This is a genomic window from Kitasatospora sp. NPDC058478, assembly GCF_042720345.1.
GTDB lineage: Bacteria > Actinomycetota > Actinomycetes > Streptomycetales > Streptomycetaceae > Kitasatospora.
Genome location: NZ_JBHXML010000012.1, coordinates 101,465 through 122,696 on the forward strand (window position 1 = coordinate 101,465; position 21,232 = coordinate 122,696).

A 21,232-nucleotide genomic window follows, 5' to 3' on the forward strand; every position below is an offset into this window, starting at 1 on the left:
CGGGCTGGAATTGGCAACTACTCAGCTCCGCCGTTCGTCCTGCACTATGAGGGGCAGTGAGGGACAGCGAGGGGCGCGGGGCCGCGCCGGGTGCCGGGAGGTGCGGATGGCCGTTCAACCGTGGGGAGCCTCGGACCCTGGCGAGCCGGATCGCGGCCCGGCCGGGGGCCGGCAGCCCCAGCCCGTCCCGCAGTCCGTCCCGCAGTCCGTCCCGCAGCCCGGGTTCCACGCGGGGATGCGTGCCGGGTACGCGGACCGGGACCGGACGATCGACGTGCTGAAGGCCGCGTTCGCCGAGGGCCGGCTCTCCGCCGAGGAGTACGAGCAGCGCCACGAGCAGGCCTCCGTCGCGCAGACCTACGGCCAGCTGGCCGGGCTGGTGTCCGACCTGCCCTCCGGCCCGATGCCGGCGCCGATGGCCTTCGCCGCCCCGCCCGTCCCGGCGACCTTCCTCCCGCCGCCTCCGCCGCCGGTTCGCTCCACCAACGGGCTGGCGGTCACCTCACTGGTCTTCGGTCTGACCGGCCTCTCGCTGCCCGCGGTGGTCGTCGGGCACGTCGCGAAGGCCCAGCTGAGCCGCCACGACCGGGCCGGCGACTGGGTCTCCACCCTCGGCCTGCTCTTCGGCTACGCGGGCTGCGCGCTCTGGACGCTGCTGCTCCTGGTGGTGCTGCAGGTGCCGGTCTGAGCGGGTCGCCCCGGGCGCGTCCCGCCCCGGTGGCGGCGGTCGGCGGGCTGTGGTAGAGCGGGTGGAGGGCGGTCCGACACCGGGTGGTCGCGTCCGGGACACTCCTGGGACATCCGGCCGAAGGTCGCGACCTGCGGCGTTGCATTTGTTTTGACCGCGCCCGATGCGCTAGGTACGCTCTGACCTTGTGCCTGGGGTGTCCCCGGGTCCTTGTGCGTGCATGCACACCGGTCGCCGCGCCGAGCCGGAGCGCCTTCCAGCGCCCCGCGCGTTGAGCGCCGTCGCTGTACATCAGCTCATGGGATTCCGTGTCGGAATAAGCCCAACACACCCGACCGCGTGGGTCGACCACGGGGCCGTGTGCGGGGGATCACCGCAGGTTAGTTTTACCAAGCCTTGGCACACAGAAAACGGAGAAACGGTGCCTACGATCCAGCAGCTGGTCCGAAAGGGCCGGCAGGACAAGGTCGAGAAGAACAAGACTCCCGCGCTGAAGGGTTCCCCGCAGCGTCGTGGGGTCTGCACGCGTGTGTACACGACCACCCCGAAGAAGCCGAACTCGGCTCTCCGCAAGGTCGCCCGTGTGCGCCTCACCAGCGGGATCGAGGTCACCGCTTACATCCCGGGCGAGGGCCACAATCTGCAGGAGCACTCCATCGTGCTGGTGCGCGGTGGTCGTGTGAAGGACCTTCCTGGTGTCCGCTACAAGATCATCCGCGGTTCGCTTGACACCCAGGGTGTCAAGAACCGCAAGCAGGCTCGCAGCCGCTACGGCGCCAAGAAGGAGAAGTAAGAATGCCTCGTAAGGGCCCCGCCCCGAAGCGCCCGGTCATCATCGACCCGGTTTACGGCTCCCCGGTCGTCACCCAGCTGGTCAACAAGATCCTGCTGCACGGCAAGCGCTCCACCGCCGAGCGGATCGTCTACGGCGCCCTTGAGGGCGTCCGTGAGAAGACCGGCTCGGACCCGGTCGTGACGCTGAAGCGCGCGCTGGAGAACGTCAAGCCGGCCCTCGAGGTCAAGTCCCGCCGTGTCGGTGGCGCGACCTACCAGGTTCCGGTCGAGGTCCGTCCGGGCCGCGCCAGCACCCTGGCGCTGCGCTGGATGGTCGGTTACTCCCGCGCCCGTCGCGAGAAGACCATGACCGAGCGCCTGATGAACGAGATCCTCGACGCCAGCAACGGCCTGGGCGCTTCCGTGAAGCGTCGCGAGGACACCCACAAGATGGCCGAGTCCAACAAGGCCTTCGCGCACTACCGCTGGTAGTCCCTACCCCGTCACTAGACAGAGAGAGAACGAGCCACCATGGCTGCAACCTCCCTTGACCTCGCCAGGGTCCGCAACATCGGGATCATGGCGCACATCGACGCGGGCAAGACCACCACCACCGAGCGGATCCTGTTCTACACCGGCGTCTCGTACAAGATCGGTGAGGTCCACGATGGCGCTGCCACCATGGACTGGATGGAGCAGGAGCAGGAGCGCGGCATCACGATCACGTCGGCCGCGACGACCTGTCACTGGACGGTCGACGACGTCGACAACACCATCAACATCATCGACACCCCGGGTCACGTCGACTTCACCGTAGAGGTGGAGCGTTCGCTGCGCGTCCTCGACGGTGCCGTGACGGTGTTCGACGGTGTCGCCGGTGTCGAGCCCCAGTCCGAGACCGTGTGGCGGCAGGCTGACCGCTACGGCGTCCCGCGCATCTGCTTCATCAACAAGCTGGACCGCACGGGCGCGAACTTCTTCTTCTGCGTCAAGACCATCGTGGACCGCCTCGGCGCGACCCCGCTGGTCATGCAGCTCCCGATCGGTGCCGAGGCGGACTTCAAGGGCGTTGTCGACCTTGTCCGCATGAAGGCGCTGGTCTGGTCCGCCGAGGCCGCCAAGGGCGAGATGTACGACATCGTCGACATCCCGGCCGAGCTGCAGGAGCAGGCGAACGAGTACCGCGAGATGCTCCTGGACGAGGTGTCGAACGTCAGCGATGACGTGATGATGCTCGCCATGGAGGGCGAGGGCGTCCCCGAGGAGCTGCTGTACGAGGCGATCCGCAAGGGCACCCTGGAGTCGGCCTTCACGCCGATCTTCTGCGGTACCGCGTTCAAGAACAAGGGCGTTCAGCCCCTGCTCGACGCGGTCGTCAAGTACCTCCCGTCGCCGCTGGACATCGAGTCGGTTGAGGGCACCAAGCCCAACGACCCGGAGACCAAGATCACCCGCAAGGCCTCGGACGACGAGCCCCTGGCCGCGCTGGCGTTCAAGATCATGTCCGACCCGCACCTGGGCAAGCTCACCTTCGTCCGGATCTACTCCGGCCGCCTGGAGTCCGGCACCTCGGTGCTGAACGCCGTGAAGGGCAAGAAGGAGCGCATCGGCAAGATCTACCGCATGCACGCGAACAAGCGTGAGGAGATCGAGTCGGTGGGCGCCGGCGACATCGTCGCCGTCATGGGCCTGAAGCAGACCACCACCGGTGAGACGCTGTCCGACGAGAAGGCCCCGGTCATCCTGGAGTCCATGGACTTCCCGGCCCCGGTCATCCGCGTCGCGATCGAGCCCAAGTCCAAGGGTGACCAGGAGAAGCTGGGTGTTGCCATCCAGCGTCTCGCCGAGGAGGACCCGTCCTTCCAGGTCAACACGGACGAGGAGACCGGCCAGACCATCATCGCGGGTATGGGCGAGCTGCACCTTGAGGTGCTGGTCGACCGTATGAAGCGTGAGTTCAAGGTCGAGGCCAACGTCGGCAAGCCGCAGGTCGCGTACCGCGAGACGATCCGTCAGGCCGTCGAGCGCATCGACTACACCCACAAGAAGCAGACCGGTGGTTCCGGTCAGTTCGCCAAGGTGCAGATCGCGATCGAGCCGCTCGAGCAGGCCGAGGGCTACGAGTTCGTCAACCAGGTCACCGGTGGCCGCGTGCCGCGGGAGTACATCCCGTCGGTCGACGCCGGTTGCCAGGAGGCCATGGAGTTCGGCATCCTCGCCGGCTACCCGCTGCAGGGTGTCCGCGTGAAGCTGCTCGACGGCCAGGCGCACGACGTCGACTCGTCCGAGCTCGCGTTCAAGATCGCCGGTTCGATGGCGTTCAAGGAAGGCGCGCGGAAGGCCAAGCCGGTCCTCCTCGAGCCGATGATGGCCGTCGAGGTCACCACGCCCGAGGACTACATGGGCGACGTGATCGGTGACATCAACTCTCGCCGTGGCCAGATCCGGTCCATGGACGAGCGTCACGGTGCCCGCGTCGTCACGGCGCTGGTGCCGCTCTCCGAGATGTTCGGCTACGTCGGTGATCTGCGCAGCAAGACCTCTGGTCGCGCGAGCTACTCGATGCAGTTCGACTCGTACGCCGAGGTTCCGAAGGCCGTGGCGGAGGAGATCATCGCCAAGGCCAAGGGCGAGTAAGGACCGGCTCCAGCCGGTTCCCTACGAGGCCGCGGCCGTCCCGATATTTCGGGACGATTGTGAACCCTTAGGCTATTAGGAGGCGTCCCGGGAGAATCCGGTCGGATTCTCCCGGGGGGCCTCCGGCCCCCACCCCGCGGGACGGTGCGAGGTGCTTCCGGCACCTCGGGCCCAAACCCGATCAAAGACCAACTGACGTCAGCACGGCGTACAGAACTGTCCTCAGGAGGACTGCAGTGGCGAAGGCGAAGTTCGAGCGGACGAAGCCCCACGTCAACATCGGCACCATTGGTCACATTGACCACGGTAAGACGACCCTTACCGCGGCCATCACCAAGGTGCTGCACGACGCTCACCCGGAGATCAACCCCTTCACGCCGTTCGACCAGATCGACAAGGCGCCGGAGGAGCGGCAGCGCGGTATCACCATCTCGATCGCGCACGTCGAGTACCAGACCGAGGCGCGTCACTACGCCCACGTCGACTGCCCGGGTCACGCGGACTACATCAAGAACATGATCACCGGTGCGGCCCAGATGGACGGTGCGATCCTCGTCGTCGCCGCCACCGACGGCCCGATGCCGCAGACCAAGGAGCACGTCCTCCTGGCCCGCCAGGTCGGCGTCCCCTACATCGTCGTCGCCCTGAACAAGGCCGACATGGTGGACGACGAGGAGATCCTGGAGCTCGTCGAGCTCGAGGTCCGCGAGCTCCTCTCGGAGTACGAGTTCCCGGGCGACGACCTGCCGGTCGTCCGCGTCTCCGCGCTGAAGGCGCTGGAGGGCGACAAGGAGTGGGGCGAGAAGCTCCTCGGCCTCATGGCCGCCGTGGACGAGGCCATCCCGACCCCGGCCCGCGCCGTGGACCAGCCGTTCCTGATGCCGATCGAGGACGTCTTCACGATCACCGGTCGTGGCACCGTCGTCACCGGTCGTATCGAGCGTGGCATCCTCAAGGTCAACGAGACTGTCGACATCATCGGCATCAAGGAGACCAAGACCACCACCACGGTCACCGGCATCGAGATGTTCCGCAAGCTGCTCGACGAGGGCCAGGCCGGTGAGAACGTCGGTCTGCTCCTCCGTGGCATCAAGCGCGAGGACGTCGAGCGCGGCCAGGTCATCATCAAGCCGGGTTCGGTCACGCCGCACACCGACTTCGAGGCCCAGTCCTACATCCTGTCGAAGGACGAGGGTGGCCGTCACACCCCGTTCTTCAACAACTACCGCCCGCAGTTCTACTTCCGTACCACGGACGTGACCGGCGTCGTGACCCTCCCCGAGGGCACCGAGATGGTCATGCCGGGCGACAACACCGCCATGACGGTCGCGCTGATCCAGCCGATCGCCATGGAGGAGGGCCTGAAGTTCGCCATCCGTGAGGGTGGCCGCACCGTGGGCGCCGGCCAGGTCACCAAGATCATCAAGTAATTGATGTTCTGACCTGTCTGTCCCGCACAGGCGAACCGAAGGGCTCCGCACACCCAGGTGTGCGGAGCCCTTCGGCCTTCATCAGGCCTTCACCCGCTCTCACAGCCTGCTCATGGCCGGCTGTTATTGTCGGGCGACCGTCCAGCCCGCCGTCGCGGAAAGTGGGATCCAACGCATGCCAACGGCACCACTGTTGTCGGTCGTGATGCCGATCTACAACGAGCAGGAGGCGCTCCCGCTGACCGTGGAGCGGCTGCGGCCGATCCTGGACGGGCTCGGGGTCGACTACGAGGTCGTGGGCGTCGACGACGGCAGTACGGACGCCACCCCCGTCGTCCTGCAGAAGGTCCGGCAGGACTGGCCGGAGTTCCGCATCGTCCGCTTCGCCCGCAACTCGGGACACCAGGCCGCGCTCACCGCCGGCATCCACCGGGCGCGCGGCGACTACGTGGTGAGCATCGACGCCGACCTCCAGGACCCGCCGGAGAAGATCCCGGAGATGCTCGACCTGGCCCGCGAGCAGGGCTTCGACGTCGTCTACGGCGTGCGCGGGGACCGCGCCACCGACACCGCCTTCAAGCGCCGGACGGCCGGCGCCTACTACTGGCTGATGCGCAAGCTGGTCGGCAAGCGGATGCCCAACCAGGCCGGCGACTTCCGCCTGCTCAGCCGCGCGGCCGTGGAGGCCCTCAAGCAGCTGCCCGAGCACCAGCCCGTCTACCGGCTGCTGGTGCCGTGGCTCGGCTTCCCCAGCGGCGAGGTGGTGTACGTCCGGGAGGAGCGGGTGGCCGGCGGCACCCACTACCCGCTGTCCAAGATGGTCCGGCTCGCACTGGACAGCGTGACCAACTTCTCCGCCGCCCCGCTGCGGCTGGCCACCTGGCTGGGCCTGGTGAGCTTCGTGGTCTGCCTGGCCCTCGCGGTCTACACCACCCTCTCGTACGCGCTCGGTGCGACCGTGCCCGGCTGGTCCTCGCTGTTCATCGGCATGCTCTTCATCGGCGCCGTGCAGCTGATCTGCGTCGGACTGCTGGGGGAGTACGTCGGCCGGATCTACTCGGCGGTGCAGGCCCGCCCGACCTACTTCGTCGGCTACGACTCGGCCGACGACGAACCGGCGCAGGACGACGCGGCGCACGGCGACACGCGGGGCCCGGGCCGGTGACCGTCACCGAGGAACCGGCTGAGCCCGCCGAGCCGGCCCCGTCGACCCGCCGCCAGCTGCCGTCCTTCCTGGTCATCGGCGTGCTCAGCACCGTCTTCTACCTGGCGCTGTTCGTCGCCGCGCGGTGGTTCACCGACCCGCAGGCGGCGAACCTGATCGCGCTGGCCGTCAGCGCGGTGGCCAACACCGCGGCCAACCGCCGCTTCACCTTCGGGGTCACCGGCTCGCAGGGCATGGTCCGGCACCAGCTGCAGGGCGCGGTGGCCTTCCTGATCGGGCTCGGCCTCAGCGCGGGCGTGCTCGCCCTGCTGGACCAGGTGGCGCCGAACGCCTCCCGGCCGGTGGAGGTCGCCGGACTGGTCGCCGCCAACGGCCTGGCCACGGTGGCCCGGTTCGTGCTGCTGAAGATCTGGGTCTTCCGGGGCTGAACCGGCGCTCGACGGCGCCCGTTACCGGCCGTTCGCGGACCGTCCACCCGGCCCCCTCAGCCCGTCGTGCCGACGGGCCCCTCGGTATGCTGTGGCTCGTAGCCTGCCCGCTGACGGTAGTGGAAGTCCGCACCCGGCCGGGGAGACGGGCGGCAGGGACTTGACCGAAGGGGCACGGCACCGTGTCGACCGTACATTCCTCGCCTGAGCGCGAGCTTCAACGTCCGACCGCACCGCCGGGGCCGCCGCCCGAGCCGATCACCAGTGGACGGTCCAGGCGCAACCCGCTCGTCCTGGCCGGGGGGCTGGCCCTGTCCTGGCTGGTGCCGACCGGGCTGGTCGCGCTGGACCTGGGCGTCCTGCTGCTGCCGCTGCTGCTGTTCTCCATAGCCGCCGTGCTCCGGGTCGGCGGCGTGCTGCTCGACCGGCTGTTCGTCGCCGGGCTGGTGCTCGCCGGTTCGGTGCTGACGTTCGGCCTGCTCTTCTCGCTCTGGCCGTGGGGCCTCTCGCCGGTCGCCACCAGCGGCCTGATGTTCAGCGTGGTGACGGTCGCCGCCTGGGCCGCCCGACGCGGCCCGCGCCTGCCGTTGCGCTTCCGCTGGTCCGACCTGCTGGTCCTGGGCACCGGCTACGGCGTCTGGCACTACCTGTTCCACCCGATCGCGGGAACGTCGGCGGCCGAGCGGGTCGCCTACTTCGCCACGTCGGAGGACCGGCTCGCGCACTTCTCCTTCTTCTCCGGCATCCAGAACGTCGGCGGCTTCAACTTCCTCCACCAGGAGGCGGCCCGGTCCTACCTGATACCGCCGTCCGAGGTGACGTACCCGCAGGGCTCCCACTTCCTGCTGGCCTGGACGGACACCCTCGTCCACTCCGCCGCCGACTCCGGCGACATGCTCTACACCATGAACCGGTACTTCCTGTACCTGCTGGTGGGGTACGCGCTGTTCTGCGCCGCACTGGTCTGGGCGGCCCGGTGGATCGGCGGGCCGCGGCTGCGCGGCTGGCGCTGCGCGGCGGTGTGCGCGACCGTCGGCGCGATCATGTTCGCGAGCAACTACATGGACCTGATGGTCCACGGCTTCGACTCGACCTTCATCGGGCTGCTGCTGATCGCACTCGCGCTGGCCGTGATGATCCGGCCGGCGATGGGCACCACCGAGTTCGTGCTGGCCGCGTCGGCCGGGCTGATCACCGTCACCTACGCGTACAACATCTACGGCGCCTTCGTCGGCGTGGCACTGCTGGGCGCGCTGGTGGCGCACCGGCGCAAGTTCGCCGGGCGCTGGTGGTGGACCGCCGGCGCGCTGGCGTGCGCGCTGGGCGTGGCCGCGCTGCCGAGCGTCCTGTCCGTGCTGGGCAACCTCGACGTGGCCGGTGCCTCGAACATGAACGGCCCGAGCGTCGGGGCCGACCGCTCCATACTCATCGGCGGCGGGCTGCTCGGCCTGCTGGCCGCGGTCATGCCGCGCAACCGCCGGACGGCCGTCGGCCAGGCGCACCTCGCGGTCCTGCTCGGCACCGGCGGGCTGCTCAGCGCCTTCGCCGCCTACCAGCTGCACACCATCGGCAAGTACTCGTACTACTTCCACAAGATGACGGCCGTGGGCGTCGTGGTCAGCCTGATATCCCTCGGCGCCGTCGGGGCCATGCTGCAGAGCCCGTACCGGGGGACGGGCCGCACGCTGCCGAGCCGCCTCGGCGAGCTGGCGATATCCGGCCTCGCCGTCGCCGCCGCGCTCAGCCTCTTCGCCAACGTGCAGTGGGGCTTCCTGACCACCAAGGACAACCCGTCCGCCTGGTCCGGCAACCCGCTGGTGGCCTGGGGACGCGGCGAGTTCAAGGGGGACATGGGCCCCAAGGGCGCGCAGGCGCTCGACATATCGAGCAAGGGCCCGGTGATCGCGCTCTTCGCCAACGACGACTACAAGAACCTCAAGGCCACCTGGCTCGCCTCGCTGCTGAACCGGCGCGGGGGCGACATGACGGCGCTGTACGACATCCACTGGGTGTCCATCGGCGGCCCCCAGGTGAAGGAGGAGGACTACCAGAAGTCTCTGGGCCGCCTCAAGGGAGCCATCGACAAGCTCCCGGCCGCGCCCGTCCCGCCGACCATCCTGACCGCCGACCGCTCCGTGGGCGACCGGATCAAGCGGGACCTGGCGGCGCAGGGTGTCACGGTGACGGTGCTGAGCGATCCTCAGAACCTGTGGACGGAGCCGTGGTCCCGTACCTTCCCGGGGGTCTGAGGGTGGGGCCCACCGTCATCGGACGTTCACGGCTACCCGCTACTATTCACAGCAATCGCACGGCCGGGCCGGCCTCGTGCGGAGACGTGTGGCAAGGTCGGCCGGTTAATTCGGTGATCATGTGATGAAGAACCCGATCGCCAAGCTGCTCGGGGTGCTACCCCCGGGGGCCCGGCTCGTGGTCGGTGGGACGGTCGTGCTCGGGGCCTCGGCGTACGTCTACATGGCGCTCGTGGGCTACAGCCTGGGCACGGCCGGCGCAGCCAGGGTGACGATGCTCTGGACGATCGTGATGTCCGTCGGGTGGGGCCTGTTCCAGCCCGTCGAACTGGAGCTGACGCGGCTGGTCGCCGCCCGCAAGGTGTCCGGGGCGGGGGCACTGCCCGCGGTACGGCGGATGCTGCTGCTCGCCCTGGCGATCCTGGCCGCGGCCTGCGCCGTGCTGGCGGCCGCCGCCGGCCCGATCGCCGACCAGCTGTTCGGCGGCGACCGGACCCTCGTGGTGGCCCTCGCCGGCGGCATGGCGGGCCTCGCGGTGAGCTCGGTCTCCCGCGGTGCGCTGGCCGGCCTCGGGCTGTTCGGCCCCTACGGCACCCAGCTGGCCGTCGACGGTGCCCTGCGCATCGGGCTGGCCGCGCTGACCGCCGTCCTCGGGCTGCACTCGGCACTGGCCTTCGGCCTGATCCTGGTGGTCGCCCCGGTCGCCGCCTCGCTGATCGGCCTGCGCGGCATCCTCGCCGACCGCGCCCCCGGGCCGGAGGTGTCCTGGCGCCAGCTCACCAGCGGGCTCGGCCTGCTGATCGGCTCCGTGATGCTCAGCCAGCTGGTGGTGAACGCGACCGTCGTCTGCGTGCGCCTGCTCGCGCCGAAGCACTCCGAGGCGTCCGACGCCCTGGTCTTCGCCCTCGGCCAGGCCGTGGTGATGGCCCGCGTGCCGCTCTTCGCCTACAGCGCCCTCCAGGCCTCCATGGTCTCCGCGCTCTCGGGTGCCACCGCGGCCGGCGACCACGCCGGGTTCCGCAAGGTGCTGACCCGCACCACGGCGATCGTCGCCGCCATGTGCATCGGCGGCGGGCTGCCGGTCATCGCGCTCGGCGCCTGGCTCAACCCGCTGCTCTTCAACGCCAAGGACCTGCTCAACCCGCTGGACTTCACCTGGCTCGTCCTCGGCACGCTCTGCTACGTCCTCGCGACGGTCTTCGGCCAGGCGCTGATGTCGAGCGCCCAGCACCGCCGACAGCTGGTGGGCTGGACGGCCGGTTCCGTAGCATTGGTTGTGGTCGCCCTCTCCCCGGGCGACGTCGGTCTCCGTGCCGAGCTCGCGTACCTGGCCGGCGCGCTGGTCAGCGCCGTCCTGATGCTGTGGGCGCTGTACCGCGCGTTCCCCTCCAGCCCCGCCGCCTCCGGGCACTCCGGGCTGGACAGCAGGAGCGCGGCCGAACCGCTGCGGACCTCGTGACGGTGGGGGACCGGACTGTGATTGGCCGACGACGCCCGTGATCACCACCGACAGACAGACCGAGGCACGCGACGCCGTGCCGTTCGCCAAGCATGGAGCCCCTGTGTCCGACTATGACAACGTCTGGCTGGTGATCCCGGCCTACAACGAAGGCCAGGTGATCGCCGAGGTCGTGGAGGGGGCACGCAAGACCTTCCCCAACATCGTGGTGATCGACGACGGCTGCACCGACGACACGGCGAAGCACGTCATGACGACCGGCGCCCACCTGGTGCGGCACCCGGTCAACCTGGGCCAGGGCGCAGCGCTGCAGACCGGCCTGAAGTACGCGCTGGAGCAGGAGGGCGCCGAGTACTTCGCCACCTTCGACGCGGACGGCCAGCACCAGACCGCCGACGTGGAGAAGATGGTGGCGCTGCTGCGCCAGGACGAGGCCGACATCGTGCTCGGCTCCCGCTTCATCGAGCAGACCGGCCAGGTGCCGTGGATCAAGCGGGTCGTGCTCCGCACCGCCGCCGCGGTCAGCCCGACCGCCCGCAAGCTCAAGCTCACCGACGCGCACAACGGTCTGCGCGTGATGAACCGGGAGGCGGCCAGCCGCATCCGGATCACCATGAACGGCATGGCCCACGCTTCGGAGATCGTCTCCTTCCTCGCCGGCTCGGACCTCCGGGTGGCAGAGGTGCCGGTGGACATCCTCTACACCGACTACTCGCGCGCCAAGGGCCAGTCCCTGATCAACGGCGTGAACATCCTCTTCGACATCTCGCTGCGGGAGCGTAACCGCCGATGAATCACCTCTGGATCCAGCTGATCCTCGTCCTGGCCGCCGTGGGCATGGCCCTCCTGTTCGTCCGGCGCTGGGACGCCGCGAACACCCGGGCGTGGAAGCGCATCGCCTTCTCGCTCTTCGTCGTCGCCAACGTCATCGCGATCCTGTGGCCGGCCGGCGTGACCAAGCTGGCCACCGCGCTGGGCGTCGGCCGTGGCACGGACCTGGTGCTCTACCTGATGGTCATCGCCATGGGCTTCCTGACGCTCAACACCTACCTGCGCTTCCGGTCGCTGGAGAAGAAGCTCACCGACCTGGCCCGTACGGTCGCCATCACCGAGGGCGTCCGCCACAACAACGACCGCCTCGACGCTCCGGTCGGCTCCGACCACTGATCGCGCTCCACGCGACAGGGCACGAGGCCTGAGGGCCGGCACCCCCGACGGGGTGCCGGCCCTCAGCCGTGCGGGCGAGCGTGCCGCCGGAGAGGCCGGCGAACGATCCCGTCGACCGTCGGCCACCGAGCCGAACGGTGACGCCCGTTCATCCGTTGTGGAAGAAGGGGGCGCCAATAGGTGCCGCCTTTTTGGGCTCCGGAAAATCCGGACATTACCGAGTTCATTCATCCCCCGGCCGCCCGGTGGGCGTATTTCCTTGTGCCAGAATTTCCGATTGGCGGCCTCTGTACACCCGATCTCCGCCCCCCGGAGCCGGTGTGGGCCGACCGGCTGACGCACGGGCCCGGCAAAGCTGGTTGACTTGGGGCGCCCGCTGGCCGCGGCCGGGCGGCACCGAAGCGTGATCCAGGACCAGGAGGTGCGGCGCCGTCATGAGCGTCGATTTCGTCATCCCGTACTACGGCGATCCGGAGTACCTGTTCGCCACCATCGACAGCATCCGGGCCCAGCACCAGCAGGACTGGCGGCTGACCATCGTGGACGACCAGTACCCGGGCTTCCGGGCGCCCCAGTACATCGAGAGCCTGAACGACGAGCGGATCCGGTACATCCGCAACGCGGAGCGGCTGGGGCCCAACGGCAACACCTACAAGGCCTCCACCCTGGCCGAGCGCGAGTTCGTCTCGATGATGGGCGCCGACGACCTGCTGGAGCCCGACTACCTGGACGTCGTCCTGGAGCGCCTGCGGGCCGACCCGAACGCGATCGCCGTCCAGCCGGGCGTGCGGGTGATGGACAGCGACGGGACCCTGGTGCCCTCGCTCGGCATCGGCGACAAGGTCAAGCGCCGGATCAGCGCGCCGGCCCGCAAGGCCGGGGTGATCAGCGGCGAGGCCGCAGTGAAGAGCCTGCTGTCCGGCAACTGGCTGTACACGCCGTCGCTCACCTACCGCCAGTCCGCGCTGTCGAAGATCCCGTACCGCCCGGACATCGACGCCATCCACGACCTGGCGTTCATGGTCGACATGCTGATGGAGGGCGGCAACCTGCTGGTCGACGAGCGCGAGGTGTTCCGCTACCGGCGCCACCAGGCCAGCGACTCCTCGAACCGGGTCAAGGACGGCAAGCGCTTCGACGAGGAGCTGCGGTACTACTCGCTGATCTCCAAGGAACTGCGCGCCAAGGGCTGGACCAACGCTGCGCGCTCGGCCGACCTGCACCTCTCGTCCCGCCTGCACGCCCTGATGGTCGCCGCCGGCCGGCTCGGCGCGGGTGACTTCTCCCACGCCGGCGCCATGGTCGGCCGCGCGGTCCGCAGCAGCTGACCCGAGCGGGTCCGAGGGCGGTGCCGGCAGCCGGCCGGACGCCCCCGGGTCACGGCGCCCCCGAGGCGCCCGGCCGAATTCGACGGGGCGGGAGTAAGCGCTTCGGTCGGCCGCTGGGCTCTGGATGGGTGAGGGGATGCTCATGGGGAGCACCGACGACCGACCGGGCGGATCCTGCTGAACCACCACGCCCCAGCCCCGACACGGCCGGAACGGGGTTCTTGCCCGAGGCCTCGGCTTCTGGTAAGCGCCCTATGATGGCCGCTGATCGCCGGTCCACTGCGCCATTCTTCGCCACTCATCGGACGTGGCCACTGCACGGAAGTGACTGACATGACTGATCTGGCCACCAGCCCGGTCGGCGGCTCCCGCAAGGGGTCGCTCGAACCGGAGGGCGCGATCGCGCCCCGCCCCGGACGGCTCGACGGCCTGCTGGAGCGCCCCTGGGCGGTCCGCTCGGCCGAGGCCCTGGTCTCGATCGTGGCGGCGTTCGGCTTCGCGCTGCTCTGCACCCGCATCGACGTCAACCCGCTGAACCGGGTGGGCCAGGTCAGCGGTCTGGCCATGCTCCAGAAGTACGCCGCCATCGTGGGCCTGCCGATCCTGGCGGTGCTGCTGTACGCCGCCTACCGGGGCAGCCTGGCCCGGTACCAGCTGGCCCAGCGGCTGGTCTGCGCGGCCGTCGCGGGACTGGCCACCGGCGCGGTCGCGGGCGGGATCGCGGTGGCGCTGAACGGCACCCAGTGGGGCCTCGGCGGTCAGGAGGGCGACCCGGGCAACCTCATGGGCATGGCCAACGACATGCTGCGCGGCAAGGGCCTGCCCGGGGTCTACCCGCCCGGCTTCCCGGCGCTGCTGGCGGTCTGGTCGAAGCTGTTCTACGGCGGCGTCGGCGGCGTCGGCTACGCCATGAAGGACGTCCAGCTGATCTGCAGCGCACTGGTCGGCCCGATGGCGTACCTCTCCTGGCGGCTGATGCTGCGGCCGGTCTGGGCGCTGCTGATCGCCGTCCCGTCGGCGATCCTCTTCCTCGACCCGATCCGGCCGTACAGCCACGTCACGATGCTGGTCATGGTGCCGATGCTGGCCGCCGCCCTGCGGGAGCTGCGCCGGTCGCACGAGCTGTCGACCCGGTCCACGGTGCTGCGCGGCCTCGGCTTCGGCGTCTCGTTCGGCCTGATGTTCCTCTGGTACTCGGGCTGGTTCGTCTGGGCCGCGCCCGGCGTCCTCGTCCTGACGCTGTTCGTCATCCCGTGGCGCCAGGGCGCCGCCCGGATCAAGCGGGTGCTGCTGTTCCTCGGCGTGACGCTGGTGAGCGCCGGCGTGGTCGGCTCGCCGCTGCTGTACGAGCTGGTGCGGCTGGGTGCCCAGGCCAAGGACCGGTACGCGTACCTCTCGGTGTACATCGACCCGGCGTACATCATGGGCTGGGCCTCGGACCGCAACGGCGACCTGAACTACCACGACTTCCCGTGGCACGGTGAGCTCGCTGGGCAGAGCGCCTACACCCTGCTGCTGCTCGCCGGGGTCGCGCTGGCGCTGGGCCTCGGGCTGCGCAGCATCACCGTCCGGACCGTGACGGCCACCCTGATCAGCGCCTGGCTGCTGCGCTTCTGGTTCGCCTCCCAGATGGCCCAGACCAAGTCCATCCAGCTGTACCCGCGGACGACCTGGATCATCCTGTACGCGTTGATGATCCTCGCGGTGCTCGGCCTGATGTTCCTCGTCCAGCGGGGCGCCGGCTGGCTGCGCACGGTGCAGCGGGTCGCCGCCGTCGGGCGGCCGGCGCCGCTCACCCTGCGGCCCGCGGTCACCGGCCGGCTGGTCGCCGGCGCGGTCTGCGCGGTGGCGCTGTTCGCCACCATGGCCGCCTCCTGGTCGGCGGACCGCTACATGCCGACCACGAAGCCCGAGTACGTGCCGGTCGCCGGGGCCAAGGGCATCGACATGGGCGCGGACGCCTGGCGCGCCCACATCCTGGTGAACCGCGACGGCAAGTGCCCGAAGTACGACCCGGCCGGGCCGACCGACTGCGCGCCGGTGAACAAGGAGCTCAAGGAGTACAACAACGAGCCCGACAAGGGTCAGCTGTGGTGCGCCAACGTGACCGGCGACGAGTGGGCGCTGACCTGCGGGAGCAAGCGACCCTGGTGACGCGGGTCCGCGGCGGTGCGCGCCGCGGGTGAGGACGGTCACCCGATCGGGGCCGGTGAGGGCGACCTCACCGGCCCCGATTGGCATCCGGGCTGCTCCATGTGGCAGTATGTCCAAGTTGCTCGGTTGAGTTGCCGATGCTGTGCGCCTCCCGCCGGGAGGACTGGAAGCGAGTCCCAGGTACTCGTCGTTCCCGTGATGGCCGTTAAGCGTGAAGTCGACGCCACGGCAGCTGCGGGGCGAAAGTACGGGAATCTTCCGGGAAGTGCATGCGGGGCCTCGGCCCGGCCCCCCCCACCCCGAAAGTTTGAAACCGACGAGCTTTTCGCCGGTTTTTTGCAAGCGCGAGCGCGACACGCCCGAGCGCGGGGGTCGGAGGGTGGTCGTGCAGTGACTAAGGACAAAGGACTACTGAGTAGCCATGGCGGGACAGAAGATCCGCATCCGGCTCAAGGCCTACGACCACGAGGTCATCGATTCCTCGGCGAAGAAGATCGTCGAGACGGTGATCCGAACTGGTGCGCAGGTCGCAGGCCCGGTGCCGCTGCCCACTGAGAAGAACGTGTACTGCGTCATCCGCTCGCCGCACAAGTACAAGGACTCGCGCGAGCACTTCGAGATGCGTACTCACAAGCGTCTGATCGACATCCTCGACCCCACGCCGAAGACGGTTGACTCGCTCATGCGTCTCGACCTGCCGGCTGGCGTCGACATCGAGATCAAGCTCTGAGAGGCGCACCGAAGATGGCTAAGCAGATTAAGGGCATCCTGGGCGAGAAGCTCGGCATGACCCAGGTCTGGGACGAGAACAACCGGATCGTTCCGGTGACCGTCGTCAAGGCTGGGCCCAATGTCGTGACCCAGGTCCACACCGCTGACAGTCCGGCCGGCTACGACGCCGTCCAGATCGGCTTCGGCGAGATCGACCCCCGCAAGGTGAACAAGCCCCTCGCGGGCCACTTCGCCAAGGCCGGTGTCACCCCGCGCCGCCACCTGGTCGAGCTCCGTACCTCGGACGCGTCCGAGTACACCCTCGGCCAGGAGATCACCGCGGAGCTGTTCGAGGCGGGTGTCAAGGTCGACGTGACCGGCACCTCCAAGGGCAAGGGCTTCGCCGGTGTCATGAAGCGCCACAACTTCCGGGGCCTCGGCGCCGGTCACGGTGTGCAGCGCAAGCACCGCTCGCCCGGCTCGATCGGTGGCTGCGCCACCCCGGGTCGCGTGTTCAAGGGCATGAGGATGGCCGGCCGGATGGGCCACGAGCGCGTGACCACCCAGAACCTGACCGTCCATGCCGTTGACGCGGAGAAGGGGCTGCTCCTGATCAAGGGCGCAATCCCGGGTCCGAACGGCGGCCTCGTCCTCGTCCGCACCGCGGCGAAGGGGCTGTGAGGATATGAGCACCATTGACATCCTGTCGCCCTCGGGCGACAAGACCGGCAGCCTCGAGCTGCCGGCCGAGATCTTCGACGCGAAGGTCAGCGTTCCGCTGATGCACCAGGTCGTCGTGGCGCAGCTCGCTGCGGCCCGTCAGGGCACCCACAAGACCAAGACTCGTGCCGAGGTCCGCGGTGGCGGCCGTAAGCCGTACCGCCAGAAGGGCACCGGCCGCGCCCGTCAGGGCTCGACCCGCGCCCCGCAGTTCGCCGGCGGTGGCGTCGTGCACGGTCCCGTGCCGCGCGACTACTCGCAGCGGACCCCGAAGAAGATGATCGCCGCCGCCCTGCGCGGTGCGCTCACCGACCGGGCCCGCCACAACCGCATCCACGTCGTCACCGACGTGATCGCGGCCGAGGCGCCGTCGACCAAGGCCGCCAAGGGTCTGTTCGGCAAGATCACCGAGCGCAAGAACATCCTCCTCGTCGTCGAGCGTGCCGACGAGCTGGGTCTGAAGAGCGCCCGCAACCTGCCGCACGTGCACATCCTGGACGCCGGTCAGCTGAACACCTACGACGTGCTCGTCTCCGACGATGTGGTCTTCACCCAGGCCGCCTTCGAGCGTTTCGTGGCGGGTCCCGCCGCGTCCGCCAAGGCCGTGGCTGCTGAGGGCGAGCTCGAAGGGAGCGCCGCCTGATGGCTGCAGAGATCACGAGCAAGACGTTCACGGACCCCCGTGACGTCCTGGTGAAGCCGGTCATCTCGGAGAAGAGCTACTCGCTCCTCGACGAGAACAAGTACACGTTCGTCGTGTCGCCCGGTGCCAACAAGACCCAGATCAAGCAGGCCGTCGAGGCGGTCTTCTCGGTCAAGGTCGAGTCCGTCAACACGCTCAACCGTCAGGGCAAGCGCAAGCGCTCCAAGACGGGCTTTGGCAAGCGCAAGGACACCAAGCGCGCCATCGTGACGCTGGCTGAGGGCAACCGCATCGACATCTTCGGTGGTCCGGTCTCCTAACGGAGATCGTGATCGTCGATAAGGACGAGGACGAGAGAGCCAAATGGGCATCCGCAAGTACAAGCCGACTACGCCGGGCCGTCGTGGCTCCAGCGTGGCCGACTTCGTAGAGATCACGCGGTCCACGCCGGAGAAGTCGCTGGTTCGCCCCCTGCACAGCAAGGGCGGCCGTAACAACGCCGGTCGGATCACCGTTCGCCACCAGGGTGGCGGGCACAAGCGCGCCTACCGCGTGATCGACTTCCGTCGTCACGACAAGGACGGCGTGCCGGCCAAGGTCGCGCACATCGAGTACGACCCGAACCGCACCGCGCGCATCGCGCTCCTGCACTACGCGGACGGCGAGAAGCGCTACATCATCGCGCCGCGCGGCATCGCGCAGGGTGACCGGATCGAGAACGGCGCTGGCGCCGACATCAAGCCGGGCAACAACCTGCCGCTGCGCAACATCCCGGTCGGTACCACCATCCACGCGGTGGAGCTGCGTCCCGGTGGCGGTGCCAAGATGGCCCGCTCCGCCGGTGCCGGCATCCAGCTGCTGGCGCGTGAGGGCAAGATGGCGCACCTGCGCATGCCCTCCGGTGAGATCCGCCTGGTGGACGCGCGCTGCCGCGCCACCGTCGGCGAGGTCGGCAACGCCGAGCAGTCGAACATCAACTGGGGCAAGGCCGGCCGTATGCGCTGGAAGGGCGTTCGCCCGACCGTGCGTGGTGTCGCCATGAACCCGATCGACCACCCGCACGGTGGTGGTGAGGGTAAGACCTCTGGTGGCCGCCACCCGGTCTCGCCGTGGGGCCAGAAGGAGGGTCGCACTCGTAGCCCGAAGAAGGCTTCGAACGCCCTCATCGTGCGCCGCCGCAAGACCAACAAGAAGCGCTAGGAGCAGGTCAGATGCCGCGCAGTCTCAAGAAGGGCCCCTTCATCGACGGCCACCTTCTCAAGAAGGTGGACGCGCAGAACGAGGCGGGTACCCAGAACGTCATCAAGACCTGGTCCCGTCGCTCCGTGATCTTCCCGGCCATGCTCGGCCACACGATCGCGGTGCACGATGGCCGTAAGCACGTCCCGGTGTTCGTCACCGAGTCGATGGTCGGCCACAAGCTCGGCGAGTTCGCGCCGACGCGTACCTTCCGCGGTCACGTCAAGGACGACCGCAAGTCGAAGCGTCGCTAGTCGCCAGCGAGATTACCGACTCAATGACTTACACCAGCAAGGGGACAACCATGGAAGCCAGGGCCCAGGCGCGGTACATCCGCGTCACGCCCATGAAGGCCCGCCGCGTGGTGGACCTCATCCGTGGCCTTCCGGCCACGGAGGCCCAGGCCGTCCTGCGTTTCGCTCCGCAGGCCGCCACCGTGCCCGTCGGCAAGGTGCTCGACAGCGCCATTGCCAACGCCGCGCACAACTACAACCACTCCAACGTGGACGACCTCGTCATCAGCGAGGCGTACGTTGACGAGGGCCCGACCCTGAAGCGGTTCCGTCCGCGTGCGCAGGGTCGTGCCTACCGGATCCGCAAGCGGACCAGCCACATCACCGTGGTCGTCAGCAGCAAGGAAGGGACCCGGTAATGGGCCAGAAGGTTAACCCGCACGGGTTCCGCCTCGGCATCAGCACGGACTTCAAGTCCCGCTGGTACGCCGACAAGCTGTACAAGGACTACGTCAAGGAAGACGTTGCCATTCGTCGCATGATGACGAAGGGCATGGAGCGCGCCGGCATCTCCAAGGTCGAGATCGAGCGCACCCGCGACCGCGTCCGCGTTGACATCCACACCGCCCGCCCCGGCATCGTCATCGGCCGCCGTGGCACCGAGGCCGACCGCATCCGCGGCGACCTCGAGAAGCTGACCGGCAAGCAGGTCCAGCTGAACATCCTCGAGGTCAAGAACCCCGAGCTGGACGCCCAGCTCGTGGCTCAGGGCGTCGCGGAGCAGCTGTCCTCCCGCGTCTCCTTCCGCCGTGCCATGCGCAAGTCGATGCAGGGCACCATGAAGTCCGGCGCCAAGGGCATCAAGGTCCAGTGCTCCGGTCGTCTCGGCGGCGCCGAGATGAGCCGCTCGGAGTTCTACCGCGAGGGCCGTGTGCCGCTGCACACCCTGCGCGCGAACGTCGACTACGGCTTCTTCGAGGCCAAGACGACCTTCGGCCGCATCGGTGTGAAGGTCTGGATCTACAAGGGCGACGTCAAGAACATCGCCGAGGTCCGCGCTGAGAACGCCGCTGCCCGCTCGGGCAACCGCCCGGCCCGTCCCGAGGGTGGTCGTCCCGCCCGCGGTGGCGAGCGCCGTGGTGGCGAGCGCGGTGGCCGCGGCCGTCGCCCCGCCGCGTCCGAGGCCCCCGCGGCCGCGGCCGCGGAGGCTCCGGCTGCCGAGAACACCGGAACGGAGGCCTGACTCCAATGCTGATCCCCCGTCGGGTCAAGCACCGCAAGCAGCACCACCCCAAGCGCCGTGGCGCTGCCAAGGGTGGCACCGAGCTCGCCTTCGGCGAGTACGGCATCCAGGCCGTCACCCCGGCCTACGTGACGAACCGGCAGATCGAGTCCGCTCGTATCGCCGTCACCCGTCACATCAAGCGTGGCGGCAAGGTCTGGATCAACATCTACCCGGACCGTCCGCTCACCAAGAAGCCGGCCGAGACCCGCATGGGTTCCGGTAAGGGTTCGCCCGAGTGGTGGATCGCGAACGTGCACCCGGGTCGGGTCATGTTCGAGCTGTCGTACCCCAACGAGAAGGTGGCTCGTGAGGCGCTGACCCGCGCAGCTCACAAGCTCCCGATGAAGTGCCGGATCATCCGGCGCGAGGCAGGTGAGAGCTGATGTCGGCCGGCACCAAGGCTGCTGACCTCCGCGAGCTGGACAACGAGGGTCTCGTTGCCAAGCTCCGTGAGGCCAAGGAGGAGCTGTTCAACCTCCGCTTCCAGGCGGCGACCGGGCAGCTCGACAACCACGGACGGCTCAAGCTCGTCCGTAAGGACATCGCGCGGATCTACACCCTGATGCGCGAGCGCGAGCTGGGCATCGAGACGGTGGAGAACGCCTGATGACTGAGAACACCAACGAGACGCGCGGTTTCCGCAAGACCCGTGAGGGTCTCGTCGTCAGCGACAAGATGGACAAGACCGTCGTCGTCGCCGTCGAGGACCGCGTCAAGCACGCTCTGTACGGCAAGGTCATCCGCCGTACGAACAAGCTGAAGGCGCACGACGAGGCGAACGCCTGCGGCATCGGCGACCGGGTCCTCCTCGCGGAGACCCGCCCGCTGTCCGCGACGAAGCGCTGGCGCGTCGTCGAGATCCTCGAGAAGGCCAAGTAACGAAGTTGATGCGGTACGGCCGTATGTGCACCAGGCCCCTCGC

24 protein-coding genes are annotated in these 21,232 nt (G+C 68.8%); all 24 read left to right on the forward strand.

The window, feature by feature from the left end; genetic code table 11:
• The first annotated feature begins 106 nt into the window (after positions 1-106).
• The 24 genes from ACFWPT_RS09505 (at position 107) to rpsQ (ending at position 21,189) form a co-directional block, all read left to right on the forward strand.
• A complete protein-coding gene (locus ACFWPT_RS09505; RefSeq protein ID WP_380480772.1) occupies positions 107-688 on the forward strand; it encodes a DUF1707 and DUF4190 domain-containing protein in 582 nt (193 codons plus the stop codon).
• Positions 689-1,109: 421 nt separating this feature from the next.
• On the forward strand, positions 1,110-1,481 hold the full coding sequence (gene rpsL / locus ACFWPT_RS09510; RefSeq protein ID WP_014144289.1) for a 30S ribosomal protein S12: 372 nt from the start codon (positions 1,110-1,112) through the stop codon (positions 1,479-1,481).
• A 2-nt stretch (positions 1,482-1,483) separates the two neighbouring features.
• Positions 1,484-1,954: a 30S ribosomal protein S7 gene (gene rpsG / locus ACFWPT_RS09515; protein ID WP_030055803.1), complete on the forward strand. Its 471-nt coding sequence runs from the start codon at positions 1,484-1,486 to the stop codon at positions 1,952-1,954.
• A 39-nt stretch (positions 1,955-1,993) separates the two neighbouring features.
• On the forward strand, positions 1,994-4,099 hold the full coding sequence (gene fusA, locus ACFWPT_RS09520) for an elongation factor G (protein WP_380480774.1): 2,106 nt from the start codon (positions 1,994-1,996) through the stop codon (positions 4,097-4,099).
• Positions 4,100-4,335: 236 nt separating this feature from the next.
• On the forward strand, positions 4,336-5,529 hold the full coding sequence (gene tuf / locus ACFWPT_RS09525; protein WP_063348956.1) for an elongation factor Tu: 1,194 nt from the start codon (positions 4,336-4,338) through the stop codon (positions 5,527-5,529).
• A gap of 175 nt (positions 5,530-5,704) precedes the next feature.
• Positions 5,705-6,694 (forward strand): glycosyltransferase family 2 protein, encoded by a 990-nt coding sequence (locus ACFWPT_RS09530; RefSeq protein WP_380369563.1) that lies wholly within the window; start codon positions 5,705-5,707, stop codon positions 6,692-6,694.
• Entirely contained in the window at positions 6,691-7,122 is a 432-nt protein-coding gene (locus tag ACFWPT_RS09535) for a GtrA family protein (protein WP_063348958.1), read from the forward strand. Before ACFWPT_RS09530 ends, ACFWPT_RS09535 begins: the two co-directional genes overlap by 4 nt.
• Positions 7,123-7,304: 182 nt before the next feature.
• A complete protein-coding gene (locus ACFWPT_RS09540; RefSeq protein WP_380369561.1) occupies positions 7,305-9,371 on the forward strand; it encodes a hypothetical protein in 2,067 nt (688 codons plus the stop codon).
• 124 nt (positions 9,372-9,495) lie between these two features.
• A complete protein-coding gene (locus tag ACFWPT_RS09545) occupies positions 9,496-10,830 on the forward strand; it encodes a hypothetical protein (protein ID WP_380480776.1) in 1,335 nt (444 codons plus the stop codon).
• A 103-nt stretch (positions 10,831-10,933) separates the two neighbouring features.
• Positions 10,934-11,623, forward strand: a complete 690-nt coding sequence (locus tag ACFWPT_RS09550) for a glycosyltransferase family 2 protein (RefSeq protein WP_063348961.1) — start codon at positions 10,934-10,936, stop codon at positions 11,621-11,623.
• A complete protein-coding gene (locus tag ACFWPT_RS09555; protein ID WP_063348962.1) occupies positions 11,620-11,997 on the forward strand; it encodes a DUF2304 domain-containing protein in 378 nt (125 codons plus the stop codon). The genes ACFWPT_RS09550 and ACFWPT_RS09555 overlap by 4 nt, the downstream gene beginning before the upstream one ends.
• A 434-nt stretch (positions 11,998-12,431) precedes the next feature.
• On the forward strand, positions 12,432-13,325 hold the full coding sequence (locus tag ACFWPT_RS09560; RefSeq protein WP_063348963.1) for a glycosyltransferase: 894 nt from the start codon (positions 12,432-12,434) through the stop codon (positions 13,323-13,325).
• Positions 13,326-13,658: 333 nt separating this feature from the next.
• A complete protein-coding gene (locus ACFWPT_RS09565; protein WP_380369554.1) occupies positions 13,659-15,479 on the forward strand; it encodes a hypothetical protein in 1,821 nt (606 codons plus the stop codon).
• A gap of 421 nt (positions 15,480-15,900) precedes the next feature.
• Positions 15,901-16,209: a 30S ribosomal protein S10 gene (gene rpsJ, locus ACFWPT_RS09570; RefSeq protein WP_012785157.1), complete on the forward strand. Its 309-nt coding sequence runs from the start codon at positions 15,901-15,903 to the stop codon at positions 16,207-16,209.
• Positions 16,210-16,223: 14 nt separating this feature from the next.
• A complete protein-coding gene (gene rplC / locus ACFWPT_RS09575) occupies positions 16,224-16,871 on the forward strand; it encodes a 50S ribosomal protein L3 (protein WP_063348965.1) in 648 nt (215 codons plus the stop codon).
• 4 nt (positions 16,872-16,875) lie between these two features.
• Entirely contained in the window at positions 16,876-17,553 is a 678-nt protein-coding gene (gene rplD / locus ACFWPT_RS09580) for a 50S ribosomal protein L4 (RefSeq protein WP_063348966.1), read from the forward strand.
• Complete coding sequence (gene rplW / locus ACFWPT_RS09585; protein ID WP_063348967.1) at positions 17,553-17,873, forward strand: 50S ribosomal protein L23; 321 nt, start codon at positions 17,553-17,555, stop codon at positions 17,871-17,873. The genes rplD and rplW overlap by 1 nt, the downstream gene beginning before the upstream one ends.
• Before the next feature lie 43 nt (positions 17,874-17,916).
• Positions 17,917-18,753: a 50S ribosomal protein L2 gene (gene rplB / locus ACFWPT_RS09590; protein WP_063348968.1), complete on the forward strand. Its 837-nt coding sequence runs from the start codon at positions 17,917-17,919 to the stop codon at positions 18,751-18,753.
• 11 nt (positions 18,754-18,764) lie between these two features.
• Positions 18,765-19,046: a 30S ribosomal protein S19 gene (rpsS, locus tag ACFWPT_RS09595; RefSeq protein WP_030055821.1), complete on the forward strand. Its 282-nt coding sequence runs from the start codon at positions 18,765-18,767 to the stop codon at positions 19,044-19,046.
• A 50-nt stretch (positions 19,047-19,096) separates the two neighbouring features.
• Entirely contained in the window at positions 19,097-19,444 is a 348-nt protein-coding gene (gene rplV / locus ACFWPT_RS09600; RefSeq protein ID WP_030055822.1) for a 50S ribosomal protein L22, read from the forward strand.
• Entirely contained in the window at positions 19,444-20,268 is an 825-nt protein-coding gene (rpsC, locus tag ACFWPT_RS09605) for a 30S ribosomal protein S3 (RefSeq protein WP_063348969.1), read from the forward strand. Before rplV ends, rpsC begins: the two co-directional genes overlap by 1 nt.
• Before the next feature lie 5 nt (positions 20,269-20,273).
• A complete protein-coding gene (gene rplP, locus ACFWPT_RS09610; protein WP_030055824.1) occupies positions 20,274-20,693 on the forward strand; it encodes a 50S ribosomal protein L16 in 420 nt (139 codons plus the stop codon).
• Positions 20,693-20,917 (forward strand): 50S ribosomal protein L29, encoded by a 225-nt coding sequence (gene rpmC, locus ACFWPT_RS09615; RefSeq protein ID WP_063348970.1) that lies wholly within the window; start codon positions 20,693-20,695, stop codon positions 20,915-20,917. The genes rplP and rpmC overlap by 1 nt, the downstream gene beginning before the upstream one ends.
• The gene (gene rpsQ / locus ACFWPT_RS09620) at positions 20,917-21,189 is read left to right on the forward strand and encodes a 30S ribosomal protein S17 (protein ID WP_030055826.1); all 273 of its coding nucleotides are present in this window, start codon (positions 20,917-20,919) and stop codon (positions 21,187-21,189) included. Before rpmC ends, rpsQ begins: the two co-directional genes overlap by 1 nt.
• Positions 21,190-21,232: the final 43 nt, after the last annotated feature.